The organism is Halorientalis salina (genome assembly GCF_005049285.1).
GTDB lineage: Archaea > Halobacteriota > Halobacteria > Halobacteriales > Haloarculaceae > Halorientalis > Halorientalis salina.
Window position 1 is genome coordinate 421,837 of sequence record NZ_SOSC01000002.1, and the last position, 16,669, is coordinate 438,505.

Consider the following 16,669-nt stretch of genomic DNA (forward strand, 5'->3'; position numbering starts at 1 on the left):
GTCGTCGAAACGTCGTACAGTTCTCGAAGGGATCACCGAGGCAGTGCCCGTAGCCCGCCAACTATTTCTTCGTCTGCCACTTTCGGGCGAACGAGCAATGGAATGGCGGTGTGCGTGGTGTGGCAAGCCCCACGAGGAAAACGACCCGCCGTGTGACAACTGTGGGCACGGGGAGTTCGAGAAGGCCGTCGTCCCGATGGCCCCCGAGGCCGAGGACGACGACAGCGACACGATGACGGTCTGGGTCTGTTCCGAATGCGGGAACGACCACCCCAAGCACACGCCACCGTGTGACCGGTGTGGCGGCGGCCCGCTCGAAAAGCGGGAAGTCGAGTTCGATCAGGACCAGGTCATGGCGGAGATGCTCGGGGACGGCGACGCCGAGGCAAGCGACTACTCGCCGGATATCGGCTATCTCGACGTCCTGGATGCGAAACTCGTGGTCGCCTTCCTCGCCGTCGGCGCGCTGGTCGTCGTCCTCGGCCTGGGGTTCGCGGGCATCGTCAACGTCCCGTTCCTCCCGAACTCCGGGCCGGTGCCCGGGAACGCGACGGCCGTCGACGGCCTCTCGCTGTCGACCGTCGAGACGGAGTACGTAACGGAACTGAACGACCGCCGGGCCGCGGGCGGAGCCGACACCCTCTCACGTGACGAGGACCTCGCGTCGGCGGCGACGTGGGTCAACGAACAGCGCGTGCGACGGGACTACGCCGACGGCGACGGACCCAGCAGCGGGGAGTTACGGGACCGCGTCAGCGACGCCTGCAGGGAGTCGGAACTCTCCCCGGTGATATTCCGGACGAGTCAGTCCGTCGGGCAGGACGCCGGTGAGAACTTCGAGAACGAGACCGGCATGGCGCGCGCGCTGGTCGACGCCTATCGGACGAACCCGGACGCGCCCGAGTCCTTCGCGGACGCGTCGAACGGTCTCGTCGGCGTCGACGTGCACGCCGCACCGGACGGGAGAATATACGTCACGCAACTCGCGTGTTGATGCCGTAGAAGGTCAGGCCGCGGCCTCGAAGGCGTCCTGGAAGGTCGTCGCCTTGTCCATGACCCGCTGGGCACCGTCTTCGAGCGCGTCGAGCGCGTCGACATCCTCGCCGGTTTTGACGGTGAGGATGGGCTCGGTCTGGCCGCCGGACTGTTCGGGGTTGACGTCGTAGGTCGCGGCCTCGACGCCGTCGCTTTCCAGCAGTGCGCCCTTGAGCACGTTCATGAAGGTGTGATCCTCGCCGGAGATCTCGATAGAGAGCTCAGTATCGGTTTTCTCGATGACCCGCAGTTCCATACCCATCTCTGGTCCCCTTTCAGCATTAAACCTCACGGACTACGCCCCTGAGACCACTGGCCCGGTCGCTCGCTTTCAGTTATCCGCCAGGTACTGCGTTGTGTGCATGCCAGCGGTAGCTGGCGGCGCGCATGAGTCTGCACCGCGGCGCTTGCCATACCCGGCGAACGGGACGGTGTATCCCTGTGATGTGTTGCTTACCTGCCCTTTTCCGACCCATACAACCCGCGAGATAGCGCGGGGACGCCCCCGGCCACAGCACAGCACTGCTCTGGTATTATCCAAGTGCGGTCAGGATGCCGGACGCTGGCGTTTCTGCCAGCGTCCTGGGGAGGTGTGGCGGCACTCCCGCGGCCATCTCGGCCGCGGGTGGATGCTGTATCGCCTATTTTGCAGGTCACGCGGCCCGTTGATGGGCCGCACACGGCCCGCGTGTCGCGTACCACGCGACCGCGGAACCCCCTTGTGGGGATCGACCTGGCGGAATACTAAGGGCGAGGCGGGCCGCCAGGCCCGGCGAGGGCTTAGGCCCGCAAAGTATTTGGACCGCATGGGACTTGTGGATACCAATGACGACACGCACGGTCGACCAGGTCGGGAACTGGAGCTCGCGGTCGTTTTCCGGTGGCTACCGTGGCCTGCAGGACCTGTCGGACGAGGGCTTTTCCGGCATCGTGACGGCAGGACCGACGCGACTGTGCATGACCAAAGGCAAGGTAGTCGGCGTTCTCGAGGGCGACGTCGAGGACTTCGAGGGCGCGTCGGGCACCGTCCACGAGGCACCCTCCCCGGCTCTCCCGCTGCTCGCAGTCATGCAGGAACGGAGCGACGAGGTTCGCGCACAGTACTACACGGAAGAGACCCCCATCTCGGAAGTCGATCGGACGCTGACCGACGGGAACTTCACCGGGTTCGTCGAACTCTCCGAGAACGTCCTATCGGGCGACTACTACATCGTCTACCACCAGGGCCGCTCGATGAACGTCGCGTGGGTCGGGGAGAGCAGCCAACTGCTCACCGAGGACGAGGCCTTCGACCGAACCCAGGGCGAGGTCGGCATCTACGAGGTCAAACCGGTCGACATCGAGGTCATCGAGATTCCGGAGCCCACAGGGTCGGCTTCGGGTGGGACCGGATCGGGTGCACCCGCAGCCACCGACGCCGACGAGTCCGACGACGATCCGATCGCCGACGCAGACACCGACGACAGCGACGAGGGCGACGCGGACGATTCGAGTACCGAAACCGATGCGTCGGGGGCCGCGACCGACGATTCCGAGACCGAATCAATGTCGCCTGATTCAGCGGAGACGTCGACGACTGAGACCGGCGGGGCGACGACCGAGGCGGGTGCGGACGCTCGCCAGAACCGGTCGGGAAGCCGGCAGGGTCGAGACGGTCGGTCCGGCCGGTCTCGGGACGACGGAGACAGACAGCAGGCACCGACGGAGGCGGCCTCGCGGCGTGAAGCCAGCCAGCAGCCGAAAGCCGACCAGCAGCCCCAGACGGGCCAACAGGGCGGTTCGTCGCCGGGGTCACAGGGGGTCGAGCGGAACGCTGGCCAGCCGGCGAGCCAGTCCGAACCGCCGGCGACCGGATCGACGGGGATCGAGGGCAGCCAGCGGGACGCCGCCGGTGCGTCGGGGCGCTCCGATGCCGTCGGCGGGCTCGAAACGCGGTCGATTCCGTCGCTCGATCCCGATCGGACGAGCACGCCGAGCGACGAGGGGAGTTCCGGGTCGGCACCCGATCACGGGCCGGAACCGGCGATGGGCGGGGCCAAACCCACGGACAGCGCCCCGCAACAGCAGGGTCCAGCGGCACGGCAACAACAGTCGAGCACCGCGCGCCAGCAATCGTCGGAAGCCGCGCGCACCCAGTCACCGGTCGAGGGCTCGGGGCAGTCACAGCCGGGCCGCTCTGACGGGGCGAGAACCCAGTCCGACGGCGCGGCAACGAGCGCCGAGGGCGGTCCCGACGCGGGGCAACTCGAAGCCGAGCTGGCCGACCGCGAGGAGGAGATCGAGCGACTCGAATCGGAACTCGACGACGTGGCGGGCGAACGCGACGACCTCGAAGCGCAACTCGAAGACGTGCGAGCCGAGCGGGACGAACTCGAAGAGCGCGTCGAGCAACTCGAAGGCCGGGTCAACGAACTCCGGACCGAGGAGGGCGGCGAGTCAGTCGCGGACCGTCGTCGGATGGGTCCGGGCGAGGTCATCGACGGGACCAATCTGTTCGTCCGCTACGACTCGAAGGGGGCCGCGACGCTGGAAGCCGCTTACAAGGGCAACGCGGAGCCGACGGCGGTGAACGACAACCTCGACATCCAACACCACACGCAGTTCGACGCCGAGGACGTGGCCGTCAACGGCGAGCCCTTCGGGGAGTTCCTCCACGGCACCCTCCAGTACAAGTTCGTCGAGTGGGCCATCCGGGTGTTGCCCTACGAGATCCGGGACACGGGCCACGAGGGAGCGTTGAGCGACCTCTACGAGGCGATTCCCGACGTGGATCGGGCGGAGCTCAACGGGTCGATCAGCGTTGTCTACGAGGAAGAGGGGCAGGAACAGCGTAGTCAGGAGCAGTTCGACGTGGTGCTCCGGGACCGGATGGGGAACCCGCTGGCGGTGGCGAACATGAACGAGTCGCGCCAGCCGGCGAGCCAGTCGATGATGGAGACGCTCATCACCGCCGCACAGCGGGTCGGCGAGTCCAAGGAGTCGCTGGCCGGGGCCTTCTTCGTCACGTCGAGTTTCTTCGAGCCGGAAGCGATGGAAGCGGCCGAGGACGCGACTGGAAGCGGGCTGCTCAGCAGGGACAAGCGAGCGAGTTTCGTGAAACTATCGCGAAAAGACGGGTTCCATCTCTGCCTCGTCCAGTTCCTCGATGGCCAGTTCGAGCTCTCGGTGCCGGAACTCTAGCCTTCGATTTCCGCGACGTCTTCGATTTTCATGTCGTCGAGTTTGTCGATGATGTGGTTGATCTTCTCGTCCAGATCGTCGACGAACTCGGATGTCTGTTCGGTCGTGATCGCTCCCTGACTGGACGGCTCGATGAGGTTCTCCTCTTCGAGCACGCGCAGCGAGTAGCGAACCTTGTGATGCGGGTAGCCCGTCTCGTTCGACATCTTCACGATGCCGATAGGCTCGTTCTCGATTACCATCCTGAGGACCTGGAGATGGCGCTCGAGCATATCGACTTCCTTCTCAAGCCTGTCTATCATGGCAATTGTTAACTTGTGTTCGCGGGTTTTAAAGGTTGCTGTCGGGTCGACTTAAAGAACTGCCTGAATACACAGGTTCGACGGGCGATGTGATAAACGTTTGTGATACGTCGACAGACCGCTTCGCAGGAAGTGACCCGTGAGAGCCACGTTCTCCGGTGGTTCGTTCGGACGGGCGAAGCGACCGTAATCTGTTTATCACGGTGGGCGTAAACGCCGGTGATGACCGTAACCATCGTTGGGTCGCAACTCGGCGACGAGGGAAAAGGCGGCATCGTCGACCTCTACGGCGACGCCGTCGACATCGTCGTCCGCTATCAGGGCGGCGACAACGCCGGCCACACCGTCGTCGAGGGCGACGAGGAATACAAACTGTCGTTGGTCCCCAGCGGGGCCATCCGCGGGAAGGTCGGCCTGCTGGGCAACGGCTGCGTCGTGAACCCACGGACGCTCTTCGACGAGATCGACGGCCTGCGCGATCGCGGGCTCGACCCCGACGTTCGCGTCGCACAGCGCGCACACGCGATCCTCCCGTACCACCGGGTGCTCGACGGGATCGAGGAAGAGGCAAAGAGCGATTCGGACCTCGAAGCCGGCACGACCGGTCGCGGGATCGGCCCCACCTACGAGGACAAGGTCGGCCGCCGCGGCATCCGCATCGGCGACCTACTCGACCCCGACGTGCTCCGCGAGCGCCTTGAGTACGTCGTCCCGTACAACCGCGCCATCGTCGAGGACATCTACGGGATGGAGGCCGGCGAGGAGTTCGACGTCGACGCGCTCTTCGAGGAGTTCTCCGAGTACGGCCGCCGTCTCCGCGAGAACGACATGGCCGTCAACGCCGGCGAGTTCATCCAGTCGCGGCTCGACGACGACGAGAACGTGATGTTCGAGGGCGCACAGGGCACCTCTATCGACATCGATCACGGTATCTATCCCTACGTCACCTCCTCGAACCCGACCGCCGGGGGCGCCTGTACCGGCACCGGCATCGGTCCAACGACGATCGGCCAGGGCGAAATCATCGGCATCGTCAAGGCCTACCTCTCCCGTGTCGGCACGGGTCCGCTCCCGACGGAGCTGAAAGGCGACGAGGAATCGGAGGATCTCGCCCACTACATTCGCGAAGAGGGTGGCGAGTACGGCACCGTCACCGGTCGCCCGCGCCGGGTCGGCTGGCTCGACATGCCGATGCTCCGCCACGCCACCCGCGCGAGCGGCTTTACTGGTCTGGCGGTCAACCACCTCGACGTGCTGGCCGGGCTCGACGAGGTGAACGTCGGTCACTCCTACACGCTCGACGGCGAGGAAGTGTTCACGATGCCCCCGACCACCGAGCGGTGGGGCGACTGCGAGCCGAACCTCCGCACCTTCGACGGCTGGCCCGAGGTCGACTGGGAGGCGACCGCCGCCGAGGGCTACGAGGCCATCCCGGAGAACGCACGCGAGTACCTCGACTACATCAGCGAGGAGTTGGACACACCGATCTACGCGGTCGGCGTGGGTCCGAACCGCTCGGAGACGATCGTCCTCGAACGACCGTTCGACCGCTAAATCGGGCCGACGACTGCCCCATTGCCGGCTGTCCGGGGCCGACTCCCCCTTTCGTACCGGCAGTATTTTGTCTCCCAGAGTGACCGTTCGAACATGACACGTCGACGGACAGTACTGCGGACGGGATCGGCGCTGGTGGCACTGGGGTTCGCCGGGTGCAATGCGCTCTCGTCCGAGTCGGACAGTGAGGACGACGGCGAAGACCCGGACGCCGACGAGGAAGAGACCACCTCGGCGGGACCCCGAACGACCGATAGCGCGGACGGACCATTCGAGAACGGATCAACGGAAACCGAACAGAGGGGCGGCGAGGGAGCGCTCAGTCGCTTTCAGGTCGTACAGGCCATCGGCCGGAAGACCGACGCCGACGGGGACACAGCGATCGGTGCCGTGGAGCTGGTCGTGACGAAGGCCCAAGGGACCGGGGACATCGATCTGTCGAACGTGACGATCCAGTGGGTCGACGAGACGGACCAGGAAACGATCGTGTACGAGCGGGTCGACGGTGGCGACAGTGGATCGTTCGCGTACGAGGCGCTCGAAGACGAAGACGGATCGCTCGCAGACGGCGATGCCCCGGTCATCAACAGCGAAGCCGACAGAGCGCGGCTCGTCATCGACATCGGCGCCGCCGAGTCGGGGAACGCGATCAGCGAGGCGTATTCGACGCCGGTGACCGACGAGACAACCATCAAACAGCACGGGCTGGGCGAAGGTGAGATGGCCTCCCTCCAGCTCGTGACTGCCGCCGGGGTCGCGACGACGATCCGACTCACCGTGCCAGACTCGCTCGACGGCACGGAAGTCGTGCAATTCTGAGCCGCCGAAACCCTCAAGACCGCATCGCTGGACTGTCCGGTATGGACGACGCCGGCATCTACGCGCGTGACTCCCCGCTTCTCGACTGTGCCGTTCAGGTCGGGATCGCACAGGGCCGTGTCATCTCGGTTTCCTTTCCGCGGACCCCCGAGGACGACGCCGAGGCCGACCACGAGTTGCTCGACCGCATCGAGGCCTACCTGGAAGGCGTCGAGGAGGACTTCACCGACGTCACCGTGGCGCTGACGGTCCCGACCGACCAGCGGGAGGTTCTGGAGACAGTACGTGGCATCCCCTACGGCACCCAGATCGGCGTCGAGAAGATCACGAGTATGGCCCCCGGTCTCGACCCGGAGAGCGAGGACGACCAGCGACTCGTTCGCGAGGCGCTCCAGAACAATCCCGCTCCGCTGTTGATCCCCGACCATCGCGTCCGCGACGGCCCGAGCGCCGCCCCGGCCGAGGTCGCACAGAAACTCCGGTCGATCGAAGGGCTCTAGTCGTCGGGCGTCGCGTTCGAACCGGCCCCATCCTCGCCGACGTGGCGCTGGTAGAGGTACGCACCGAGGGCGATGAACAGCGCCACGTCACCGGCCGGCTCCAGCAGCGGATACGCGGGCACGACGCCGAGCGCAGCCAGTCCGGCGTACCCGAAGGCCAGCCCTGCCAGCAGATATCCAGTCGCCGAGACGGCGAGCAGGTTCGTTCGGGTCCCTTTGACCGCGACCCCGAACCCGATAGCGACCACCAGCACCACCCCCACGTGGACCTGCGCGAGCGCGAACGCGGTCGGACTGTTCGCAAACGCGCCGTAGCCCATCAGCCCACCGTAGATCGCGAGCGCGGCCAGGAGAAACGCGAGCCGTGTCCGCCTGCTCGTGACCGCCGCGTGAACGTCCATACCCGTCCGTGACCGCCAGTGGCATAAAACCGTTCGGCTCCCAGTTTTTTACTGCGGGGTTCCTCGCAATGTGTCGTATCGCTGTGGGAACTGCGTGGCGGCGCAGCCGCCACGGTACGAGGTTGCCGGGCGGCGGCCCGCAACCCACTGGTCGCAAAATCCACAAAAACCGAATCGCGCAGGTAGGCGGTCGACGTTTTTACGTGCCGATGTCTGGGGGATGTACACACAAATGGCCGTTTGACCTTTCTCAGGTACTTTCACCAGTGCTGTCGAAACAGGACGTATGACACGACGAACACTCGTTCTCGTCGCCCTCACAGCAGTCGTGCTTGCGGGGTGTCTGGGCGGACCAGGAACAGAGACGACGACCGACCCGATGGACAGCAATGGAACGGCCACCGTTTCGAGTGAGAACATTCCCGGTATCTCGGATGGAACGCTCACGAACGCGACGGCGTTGGCACGGGCAAACGAGGCGAGCCTGACCGAGACTGGGGGTGCAGTCCAGATTCGTCGGGATGGGCCATCCAGTCAGTCGACGGTTGACCTCGTGGTCGGAGCGGGTCTCACGACGTACCAACTCACGGGGTTACAATCCGCGGGCGACGACACGGTCGACGCCGATATCTGGAGTAACGAAACGACGCGAGTCATCCGAACGAGCTACGATGGGGAGTACAATTACCGGACGACCGACCGCCGTGACGACCGTTTGAACGTCCTTGTGGCAGTCGAAGACTATCTCGCAGCCGGGAACTTCACGGTAGCCAACGAGTCGACCGGCAACGGGACCGTCGTGTTCACTGCCGATACGTTCGTCACACCGACTGACAGTCACGGTCCGCTCACGAACGTCAGTTCACTCGATGGCCGTCTCGTCGTTAGAGAGTCCGGACTGATTCAGAGCCTCACAGTCTCCGCGACCACCGAGGAAGAGAGTGGATCGTACAGCTACGAACTGCTCCGGACGGGCGTCGACCGTGTGGCCAAGCCGGACTGGTTCGACGACGTGCCAGCGGGTGCGACACTGCAGACACAACTCAACGTGGACGTCGAGAACAGTTCGTATCTCGTTGTCCGAAACGAGGGTGGCGATCACGTCCCGAGCAACACCACCATCAGTGTCACCTCGAACAACACGACCAGCACGGCGACCCTCGATACGTCGCTTATGGCCGGAGACACCCGGTACGCGTATATCGACGCGACAACTGGATCGCTCCAGTTGACTGCGGACCGTCCGACTGCGGGGACTGTCGATCCCGTGACCAGTCCGGTATCGGTGTCCATCACGACCGATGATGGAGCGTCCCTCTACAGTGCGGGCATGGCCTGGAGTTCCGAAACCGCGTCCGCGCCGGAAACCGGTGGCTCTAGCGGGAGTGCTGGGGAATCGAGTCCGACTGGCAGTTCGTAGGAACCAGAGTTCATATTGAAAATTTTTGAGGGTTTTTCCGTGTTGATCTATTAGCTCTAGCCGATGTACTGCCTGTCCCAGGCAACTACCGACCGATGACTCGTCAGTTCGATCCCGCCCAGTCGATGCCCAGCAGTTCGTGGACCGCGAACTCCAGGGCGTTCACCAGGTAGTGGGCGACGAACACGACCAGGAAACTCCCCGTCACGATGAAGGCGCTCGCGAGTACGAACCCGAGGCCACCGGTCACGACGATGCCCAGTTTCCCCTGTGCGCCGTGTCCGAGCGCAAAGGCCAGCGAGGAGACGACGGCCAGCGCCCACGGCGAAGTGCCGAAGCCGGCCGTCGTCGCACCGATGACCGCCGCTCGGAAGACGAACTCCTCGACGCCGGCGATGATCGGCAAGACGAGGACGAACAGGACCACCCACCCGGCCGCCGTGTCCGGCGCGAGCATGCTCCGGAGTCGCTCGTCGTACTCGACGCCCATCGAGTCCGCGCCGGCCGCGCCGAGTTCGTTGACGACGTACAGTCCGACGCCGAGCGCCGCGCCGACGAGCACCGCCGGGAGACCGGTACTCAGCGGTTCGGCAGTGAGGCCGAACGCCCACGCCGGGATCTCCGTGTACCACGCCGCCAAGAGCAGGAGACCACCGAACAGCCCCTGCGTGAACACGACGTTGATCAGCAGTGCACCCGCCGAGAGGTCGCCGGCCTCGTCGTCGGCTTCTGCAGTCGCCGTCTCCCGGGCCGTCCCGGACGACCCGTCGAGACGTTCCGCGTCGAACGGCGCCGCCGAGTCGGCGAGTTCGACGTCGTCCACAGCCGTCGCTCCGTTGGTGTCGGGCGTCGTCCCGTCCGCGTTGGGCATTGTCTCGTCCGCGTCGTCCGGGCCGGCGGGCGACGCGTCTGACTCCTCGGTCGACACCGTCGCCAGTCGTCCCGGCGGGTCGACGTCGTCACGGACCGCCGACTGTGAGAGCCGAGCAAGCGTGAGAAAGAGCGTGAGAACGACGCCGGTCAGGCCGACGAACAGCGCCCAGTCGGCCCCAGCGGGGTCGGTCGCGACCCGCAACGCGGACGTCGCCCACTGGGTCACGGCTTACTGCGGGCTCGGACTGCCGCTACCCGCGCCGACCTGGCGATCCAGGGCCGACCCGGTGATGTTCTTGAGGCGATCGACCAGCGAGTCCTTCTCGGGTTCGCCCGCCAGCGCGACCTCCAGGACCTCGCTGATGTGGGAGACGGGGATGATCTCGATCATCTCCTCGTACTCCTCCTCGATCATGACGTCCTGCTCGTTGGCCTTCGGGATGATGACCTGTTCGAGGCCGGACTTGGCTGCGGCCTCGATCTTGTGGGTCACGCCCCCGACGGGCAACACGTCGCCCCGGACCGACAGCGAGCCGGTCATCGCGAGGTTCTGCTCGACGGGCACTTCTTCCAGCGCCGAGATCACCGCGGTCGCGACCGTGATGGAAGCGGAGTCGCCGTCGACGCCGCCCTCGCCGGCCTGGACGAACTGGATGTGAACGTCCCGTTCGGTGATGTCCTCGTCGGAGAACTTCTTGATGATCGCCGAGACGTTCTGGACTGCCTCCTGGGCCATCTCCTTTAGCTGCCCGGTGGCGATGACCTCGCCAGCGCCCTGCGAGGGCGTGACCTCGGCCATCACGGGCAGGACGATCCCGGAGTCCTCGCCCATCACGGCGAGGCCGTTGACCCGGCCGATCACGTCGCCCTGTGCGACGGTGAGCTCGTAGTCCTTGCGGCGCTCGATGTAGTTGTCCGCCAGCTGCTGTTCGATGGAGCGGCTGCGGCGCTTGGCCTGGAGGACGTCCTCCCGGGTGGTGTACTCCTTGTCCTCGGCGCGAGCGATGTCGCCAGCGACCCGGACCAGTCCACCGAGGTCGCGCAGTTTCAGCGTGAGGTGGCCCTTCCGACCGGCGCGACGCCGGGCTTCGAGGATGACCTCCTCGACGGCCTCCTCGTCGAAGTGGGGCAGGCGACCGTCCTTCTCGACCTCTTGAGCGACGAACCGGGCGTACTTCCGGCGCATCTCGGCCTCGTCCTCGATGGTGTCGTCCATGTACACCTCGTACCCGTACCCCTTGATACGGGAGCGGAGTGCGGGGTGCATGTTCTCCATCGCGTCCAGGTTCCCGGCCGCGATCATGATGAAGTCACACGGGACGGGTTCGGTCTGGACCATCGCGCCCGAGGAGCGCTCGGACTGGCCCGTGATCGAGAACTTCCCTTCCTGGATGGCCGTCATCAGCTTCTGCTGGCTGCGGATGTCCAGGGTGTTGATCTCGTCGACGAACAGCACGCCCTTGTTGGCCTTGTGGATGGCACCCGGTTCCACGCGGTCGTGGCTCGGGGTTTCCATCCCGCCGGACTGGAAGGGGTCGTGGCGAACGTCGCCCAGCAGCGCACCGGCGTGGGCACCGGTCGCGTCCTCGAAGGGCGCGGTCTTCTGCTCGGCGTTGTTGACGAGCAGGTTCGGGATCATCGCGTCGTTGCCCCGCGACCCGTAGCGGAACGCGAGGTAGATGACACCGGCAGCCAGGATGCCCAGCAGGGGTTGCTGGACGATCAGCAGGGCGTAGCCGATGACGATGGCGATGATGATCCACATGAGGAAGCTGCGCATCTGGTTGCGCTTGCGGGCTTCCTCCTTGTGGGCGTCGACGATCTGGTCCCCCTTGCCGGCGGGGACCGTACGTACTTTCGGCTCGTTACCGTCGTCGGGGTTGTGATAGACGAGAACGTCCTGGAGCTCCTCTTTGGGGAGCAGCTGGCTCATCGCTTTGGCCAGCATGGACTTGCCGGTCCCGGGCGACCCGATCATCATCACGTGGCGGCGCTGCTTGGCCGCCTTCTTGACGATGTCCCGAGCGTGGTCCTGCCCGATCACCTGATCGACCAGCCGGTCCGGGACCTTGATGTCATGGGTCGACTCCACCTTGAGCCCGCCGAGGATGTCGTCCTCTGCGACCTCCTCGTCGACCTCGGCTTCGATCTCGACGTCGCTGCCGAGATCGTCGAGGGTCCCGCGGTTGCCCTCGGGGACGTCCGGTTCGTCTGTTGTCTCGTCGCCACCGGTGTCGTCGACGAGTTCGGAGGAGCGGTCGTCGTGCTCCTCCGTCGCGTCTTCCTCGACATCCGTGATGGCATCACTCGCCCCGTCCTGGGGGTCGTCGTCAGTGTCCGTATCGTTGCTCATAGAACCGTTGCTGTTGCCAGAACCGAAGGGCTGTCGACTGATATACTTTCTCCCCTCACGGGACCGAGAGTGGCAGTAGAACCGCCAGAGGGCAGCCACATGACCGATTGGTACACGAGTGGTGACTCGTCGCCTTTAAGAAAGTCCTCGTCCATGTGTCAGTATGACTCGGGGGTTCTACATCGGTCGCTTCCAGCCGTACCACGACGGCCATCACGCGCTGGTCGAACAGATCGCCGAAGCGGTCGACGAAGTCGTCCTCGGCATCGGGAGCGCCGGCGACTCACACACCAGGCGCAACCCGTTCACCGCCGGCGAACGCGTGATGATGGTGACGAAAGCGCTCGAAGAACTCGACATCACGTCCTACGTCGTACCCATCGAGGACCTGAACCGCAACTCGGTGTGGGTCAGTCACGTCCAGAGCATGTCCCCGCGGTTCGACGTAGCCTACTCCAACAACCCGCTCGTCGTCCGGTTGTTCGAGGAGGCCGGCGTCGAAGTCAGACAGTCGGAGATGTTCAACCGCGAGAAACTCAAGGGCAGTGAGATCCGCGAGCGCATGATCGCCGGTGGCGAGTGGGAGCCGTACGTTCCCGACGCCGTCGTCGACGTGATCGGCGAGGTCGACGGTGTCGAGCGCATCCAGCGGGTCGACGCGGTCGACGGCGAATGATCACCCTCAGTTCGGACTTCGGGACCCCCTACCCCGCCGCGATGAAAGGCGTCATTCTCCAGGAGAGCGACGCTCGCCTGGTCGACGTCGCCCACGACTTTCCCCGACAGGACGTGCGAGCGAGCGCGTTCTGGCTTCGGGAGGTCCTCCCCTACTTCCCACCGGCTGTCCACCTCGTGGTCGTCGACCCCGGGGTGGGCACCGACCGCGACGCCGTCGTGCTCCGGACCGGCGACCACGCGCTGGTCGGCCCCGACAACGGCGTCCTCGTCCCCGTCGCGAGGGAACTCGGCCCCGACGACTCCTTCGAGGCGTTCACCGTCGCGGTCGATGACCCCGCGAGTTCGACGTTCCACGGTCGGGACGTGTTCGCGCCCGCGGCCGCGAGCGTCCACGAGGCTGGGGTCGACTCGTTCCAGGAATCCGAGCAGTTCAGTCCCACGGAGGACGTGGTCAATCTGCGGTTCCCGGAGCCGAGAGTCGGTGAAAACACAGCGACCGGCGAGGTGCTGGTCGTCGACGGCTTCGGCAACGTGATTACGAACGTCCCCGGCGACGTACTGACCGACCGGTTCGGGAGCCAGGTCACGGTCAACGACGAGCAGGCCCCCGCCCGCCGGATGTACGCGGCCGTCGACGCCGGCGAGCGCCTGGTGACAGTCGGCAGCCACGGTAACGTCGAACTCGCGGTCAACCGCGGCCGGGGCGAGGAGGCGTTCGGACTGAGCGCCGGTGACGAGGTCGTGCTGGCGCTGGATTCCTAACCGTCAGCGCCGCTGTTCGACCGCGTCGAGCAGGTCTTCGAGCGCCCGTCGAGCGATCCGTTCTTTGATCTCCTGCCGGGTGCCGTCGAACTCGTAGCGCTCGGCGGCGGTCGTTGAGGACTGGGTCCCCCACTCGCCGGCGTAGGCCACGCCGATGAAGACGGTCCCGACCGGTCTCTCGTCGGTGCCGCCCTCCGGCCCGGCAATTCCGGTGGTCGAGACGCCCCAGGTCGTATCGGCGGTGTCCCGAACCCCCTGTGCCATCTGACGGGCGACCGGTGCAGAGACCGCGCCCTCGGCGTCCAGGACCCCTCGATCGACCGCCAGCAGTTGCCGCTTGGCGTCGTAGGAGTAGGTGGCCACCGAGCGGTCGAAGTAGTCCGAGGACCCCGGCACGTCGGTCAACAGCGACCCGATCAACCCGCCGGTACACGATTCGGCGACGGCGACCGTCGCGTCCGTCTCCCGGAGCGGGTCCCCGACCCGCTCCTCGATCGGCGGACTCGAAGCGAACTTGCGCATACCACCGGTCCGTCGGGCCGGACAATCAATGCGACGGTGGCGGCTGGACGCGTCCTCCGCGAGTGCGATTACGACGTCTGTTCCGAGTCCACCAGACGCTGCTCGGCGAGTTCCGGAACCAGTCGTTCGGTCGTCGCGAGCGCGGGGCCCGGCCTGACGAGTTTCGCCTCTCGGTCGTACTCGACGACGTCGACGGTCGCGAGTCGCGGCAGGTGTTCGTAGTGGAGTCGCCGTCCCATGTCCGTTCGCCGCGTCGATGCCGGGCGAACCTCGTCGGGAGCCAGTCGTGCCTCGGTGACCAGGTGCGTGAGCAGGTCGTCGAACGTGAACAGGTCTTCCGGGCGTGACAGGAGGTAGGCACACACCGTCCGACGTGACCACGCGCCGAGCGCGTCGACGAGGTAATCGACTTTCGCCATACCGTCGATCTTGGCACTCGACGCACGTAGATGACACGGCTGTCTGAAAAAGAACAGATCGGCGTGCACGGACACAGCAGTCGCTCCCGACCGAACTGCGCGCTCGAAAGAAAATCGGAGATTCGGGGCCTATTCCGCAGCGTGGATCGCTGCTCGTGCAGCTTCGAGATGAAACGCTCGCGGCTTCCGCCGCTCGCAATTCGAGGTCGCTAAGCGACCTCGCTACCCTCAGTCGGTCACTCCGCCGCGATGACGTCGTCGATGCGGACGATCATCGTCGCGGCCTCGGTCGCGGACTCGACGGCTTCCTGCTTGACAGCGGCGGGGTCGAGGATGCCGTACTCGATGGGGTTACCGACGATACCGGTCTGACCCTCGGAGATGAGGCCGGCGATGCCCTCGTTCTCGAACTCCGAACGGAGGTCGACCAGCGCGTCGATGGGGTCCATGCCGGTGTTGGCCGCGAGCGTGCGCGGGAGCACGTCGACGGCGTCGGCGAAGGCCTCGACGGCCAGCTGCTTGCGACCCTCGATGCTGGCGGCCTCGTCGCGGATGTGGGCCGCGGCGGCGATCTCGGTCGCGCCGGCGCCGGGGACGACGCCACCCTGGTCCAGGGCGGCCGTCACGACGTCGAGCGAGTCGTTGAGGGCCCGCTCCAGTTCGTCGGTGACGTGTTCGGTGCCGCCGCGAGCGAAGACGGTGACGGCTTCGGCGGCCGCGCCGCCCTCGACGAAGGCGAGTTCGTCGTCGCTGAACTTCTCGACGCTGACCTCGTCGGCCTCGCCGAGGTCGGCCGCTTCGAGGTCGTCGACGGAGCCGGCACGGGACGCACCGGTCGCGTTCGCGATGGATTTCGCGTCGTCGTCGCCGACGCTCTCGAAGGCGAGGATGCCGCGCTTGGCGAGGAAGGCCTTCGCGCGGTCGGCGATGTCGCCGGTGGCGAAGACGACCTTCGCGCCGACGTCTTCGAGTTTGTCGACGTAGCTACGGAGCTCTTTCTCCTCGGCCTCGATGGCCTGGTCGAGCTGGTCGACCTCGGTGATGTTGTACTCGGCGTCGATGGAGGACTCCTTGAGGTCGACGTCGTTGTCGACGACGGCGATGGCTGCGTTCTCGACCGAGCGCGGCATGTTCTCGTGGGCCGCTTCCTCGTCGACGATGACGCCTTCGACGAGTTCGGTCGCGGAGGAGGAGCCGCCGGTCTGGGTCCGGACGGTGATGTTGTTCCGGACGACGCCGGCGTCGGCTTCGACGTGCTGGATGGCCCCGACGACGGTCTCGGCGAGGTCCTCGGCGGCGACGTCGCCGGTCCCCTTGCCGGTCATGGAGGTCTCCGCGACTTTGCGGAGCGTCTCCTCGTCGACGTCGGCATCGAGTACTTCCGCGTCGATGGCGTCCTGTGCCAGCGATGCGGCCTCGTGATAGCCCTCGACGATGGTCGTCGGGTGAACGTCGTCGTCGAGCAGGTCCTCGGCCTGCTTGAGGAGTTCGCCCGCGAGCACGGAGGCGGTCGTGGTCCCGTCACCGACTTCTTCCTCCTGGGTCTGGGCGACTTCGACGATCATCTGGGCCGCGGGGTGCTCGATCTCCATCTCCTCCAGGATGGTCGCGCCGTCGTTCGTGATGACGACGTCGCCGGAGTCGGAGACGAGCATCTTGTCCATCCCGCGCGGGCCGAGCGTCGTCCGTACGGACTCCGAAATCGCCTTTCCGGCCGAGATGTTCGATGTCTGTGCGTCCTTCCCCTCCGTCCGCTGGGAATCCTCGTTGAGAATGAACATGGGCTGGCCGCCCATCCGTCGCTGTTGAGACATAGTCATAAGAGGATGGTAAGCGGTTCTATATAAAAGT

General features: G+C 65.7%; 16 protein-coding genes. 8 read left to right on the top strand and 8 right to left on the bottom strand.

Annotated elements, in window-relative coordinates; genetic code table 11:
- The first annotated feature begins 97 nt into the window (after positions 1-97).
- The gene (locus tag E2481_RS18630; RefSeq protein WP_169302372.1) at positions 98-994 is read left to right on the top strand and encodes a hypothetical protein; all 897 of its coding nucleotides are present in this window, start codon (positions 98-100) and stop codon (positions 992-994) included.
- A gap of 12 nt (positions 995-1,006) precedes the next feature.
- On the opposite strand, the gene E2481_RS06600 is transcribed toward E2481_RS18630, so the two are convergent.
- Positions 1,007-1,291: a DNA-directed RNA polymerase subunit L gene (locus E2481_RS06600; RefSeq protein WP_136716335.1), complete on the bottom strand. Its 285-nt coding sequence runs from the start codon at positions 1,289-1,291 to the stop codon at positions 1,007-1,009.
- Between the two features lie 569 nt (positions 1,292-1,860).
- On the opposite strand from E2481_RS06600, the gene E2481_RS06605 reads away from it, so the two are divergent.
- Positions 1,861-4,215, top strand: a complete 2,355-nt coding sequence (locus E2481_RS06605; protein WP_136716336.1) for a DUF7527 domain-containing protein — start codon at positions 1,861-1,863, stop codon at positions 4,213-4,215.
- On the opposite strand, the gene E2481_RS06610 is transcribed toward E2481_RS06605, so the two are convergent.
- Positions 4,212-4,517: a hypothetical protein gene (locus E2481_RS06610; RefSeq protein ID WP_136716337.1), complete on the bottom strand. Its 306-nt coding sequence runs from the start codon at positions 4,515-4,517 to the stop codon at positions 4,212-4,214. The genes E2481_RS06605 and E2481_RS06610 overlap by 4 nt on opposite strands.
- A gap of 222 nt (positions 4,518-4,739) precedes the next feature.
- On the opposite strand from E2481_RS06610, the gene E2481_RS06615 reads away from it, so the two are divergent.
- From E2481_RS06615 to E2481_RS06625, 3 genes are all read left to right on the top strand, one after another.
- Entirely contained in the window at positions 4,740-6,071 is a 1,332-nt protein-coding gene (locus E2481_RS06615) for an adenylosuccinate synthase (protein ID WP_136716338.1), read from the top strand.
- Between the two features lie 93 nt (positions 6,072-6,164).
- Entirely contained in the window at positions 6,165-6,890 is a 726-nt protein-coding gene (locus E2481_RS06620) for a hypothetical protein (protein WP_136716339.1), read from the top strand.
- A gap of 41 nt (positions 6,891-6,931) precedes the next feature.
- On the top strand, positions 6,932-7,390 hold the full coding sequence (locus E2481_RS06625) for an MGMT family protein (RefSeq protein WP_136716340.1): 459 nt from the start codon (positions 6,932-6,934) through the stop codon (positions 7,388-7,390).
- Here the strand turns inward: E2481_RS06625 and E2481_RS06630 are convergent.
- Positions 7,387-7,791 carry a hypothetical protein gene (locus E2481_RS06630; RefSeq protein WP_136716341.1) on the bottom strand — a complete coding sequence of 135 codons (405 nt, stop codon included), beginning with the start codon at positions 7,789-7,791 and terminating at the stop codon, positions 7,387-7,389. The genes E2481_RS06625 and E2481_RS06630 overlap by 4 nt on opposite strands.
- A gap of 286 nt (positions 7,792-8,077) precedes the next feature.
- Between E2481_RS06630 and E2481_RS06635 the strand changes: the two genes are divergently transcribed.
- Positions 8,078-9,211: a hypothetical protein gene (locus tag E2481_RS06635; protein WP_136716342.1), complete on the top strand. Its 1,134-nt coding sequence runs from the start codon at positions 8,078-8,080 to the stop codon at positions 9,209-9,211.
- A 103-nt stretch (positions 9,212-9,314) separates the two neighbouring features.
- Here E2481_RS06635 and E2481_RS06640 read toward each other — a convergent pair whose 3' ends face one another.
- Both E2481_RS06640 and lonB read right to left on the bottom strand, forming a co-directional pair.
- Positions 9,315-10,310, bottom strand: a complete 996-nt coding sequence (locus tag E2481_RS06640) for a CPBP family intramembrane glutamic endopeptidase (RefSeq protein ID WP_250137745.1) — start codon at positions 10,308-10,310, stop codon at positions 9,315-9,317.
- Between the two features lie 3 nt (positions 10,311-10,313).
- Positions 10,314-12,437: an ATP-dependent protease LonB gene (gene lonB, locus E2481_RS06645; RefSeq protein ID WP_136716343.1), complete on the bottom strand. Its 2,124-nt coding sequence runs from the start codon at positions 12,435-12,437 to the stop codon at positions 10,314-10,316.
- A gap of 163 nt (positions 12,438-12,600) precedes the next feature.
- Here lonB and E2481_RS06650 point away from each other — a divergent pair, with 163 nt between their 5' ends.
- On the top strand, positions 12,601-13,113 hold the full coding sequence (locus E2481_RS06650) for a nicotinamide-nucleotide adenylyltransferase (protein WP_136716344.1): 513 nt from the start codon (positions 12,601-12,603) through the stop codon (positions 13,111-13,113).
- The gene (locus E2481_RS06655; protein ID WP_136716345.1) at positions 13,110-13,877 is read left to right on the top strand and encodes an SAM hydrolase/SAM-dependent halogenase family protein; all 768 of its coding nucleotides are present in this window, start codon (positions 13,110-13,112) and stop codon (positions 13,875-13,877) included. Before E2481_RS06650 ends, E2481_RS06655 begins: the two co-directional genes overlap by 4 nt.
- A gap of 3 nt (positions 13,878-13,880) precedes the next feature.
- Here the strand turns inward: E2481_RS06655 and E2481_RS06660 are convergent, their stop codons facing one another.
- From E2481_RS06660 to thsA, 3 genes are all read right to left on the bottom strand, one after another.
- On the bottom strand, positions 13,881-14,399 hold the full coding sequence (locus E2481_RS06660) for a CinA family protein (RefSeq protein ID WP_136716346.1): 519 nt from the start codon (positions 14,397-14,399) through the stop codon (positions 13,881-13,883).
- A 68-nt stretch (positions 14,400-14,467) separates the two neighbouring features.
- Positions 14,468-14,818 (bottom strand): DUF7344 domain-containing protein, encoded by a 351-nt coding sequence (locus E2481_RS06665; RefSeq protein ID WP_136716347.1) that lies wholly within the window; start codon positions 14,816-14,818, stop codon positions 14,468-14,470.
- A 236-nt stretch (positions 14,819-15,054) separates the two neighbouring features.
- Entirely contained in the window at positions 15,055-16,614 is a 1,560-nt protein-coding gene (gene thsA, locus E2481_RS06670) for a thermosome subunit alpha (RefSeq protein ID WP_136716453.1), read from the bottom strand.
- Positions 16,615-16,669 lie beyond the last annotated feature (55 nt).

Bases quoted from the DNA above. Each gene is read 5' to 3' on its own strand.
- E2481_RS18630 (WP_169302372.1), top strand. From the start codon at position 98: ATGGAATGGCGGTGTGCGTGGTGTGGCAAGCCCCACGAGGAAAACGAC.
- E2481_RS06600 (WP_136716335.1), bottom strand. From the start codon at position 1,291: ATGGAACTGCGGGTCATCGAGAAAACCGATACTGAGCTCTCTATCGAG.
- E2481_RS06605 (WP_136716336.1), top strand. From the start codon at position 1,861: ATGACGACACGCACGGTCGACCAGGTCGGGAACTGGAGCTCGCGGTCG.
- E2481_RS06610 (WP_136716337.1), bottom strand. From the start codon at position 4,517: ATGATAGACAGGCTTGAGAAGGAAGTCGATATGCTCGAGCGCCATCTC.
- E2481_RS06615 (WP_136716338.1), top strand. From the start codon at position 4,740: ATGACCGTAACCATCGTTGGGTCGCAACTCGGCGACGAGGGAAAAGGC.
- E2481_RS06620 (WP_136716339.1), top strand. From the start codon at position 6,165: ATGACACGTCGACGGACAGTACTGCGGACGGGATCGGCGCTGGTGGCA.
- E2481_RS06625 (WP_136716340.1), top strand. From the start codon at position 6,932: ATGGACGACGCCGGCATCTACGCGCGTGACTCCCCGCTTCTCGACTGT.
- E2481_RS06630 (WP_136716341.1), bottom strand. From the start codon at position 7,791: ATGGACGTTCACGCGGCGGTCACGAGCAGGCGGACACGGCTCGCGTTT.
- E2481_RS06635 (WP_136716342.1), top strand. From the start codon at position 8,078: ATGACACGACGAACACTCGTTCTCGTCGCCCTCACAGCAGTCGTGCTT.
- lonB (WP_136716343.1), bottom strand. From the start codon at position 12,437: ATGAGCAACGATACGGACACTGACGACGACCCCCAGGACGGGGCGAGT.
- E2481_RS06650 (WP_136716344.1), top strand. From the start codon at position 12,601: ATGACTCGGGGGTTCTACATCGGTCGCTTCCAGCCGTACCACGACGGC.
- E2481_RS06655 (WP_136716345.1), top strand. From the start codon at position 13,110: ATGATCACCCTCAGTTCGGACTTCGGGACCCCCTACCCCGCCGCGATG.
- E2481_RS06660 (WP_136716346.1), bottom strand. From the start codon at position 14,399: ATGCGCAAGTTCGCTTCGAGTCCGCCGATCGAGGAGCGGGTCGGGGAC.
- E2481_RS06665 (WP_136716347.1), bottom strand. From the start codon at position 14,818: ATGGCGAAAGTCGATTACCTCGTCGACGCGCTCGGCGCGTGGTCACGT.
- thsA (WP_136716453.1), bottom strand. From the start codon at position 16,614: ATGGGCGGCCAGCCCATGTTCATTCTCAACGAGGATTCCCAGCGGACG.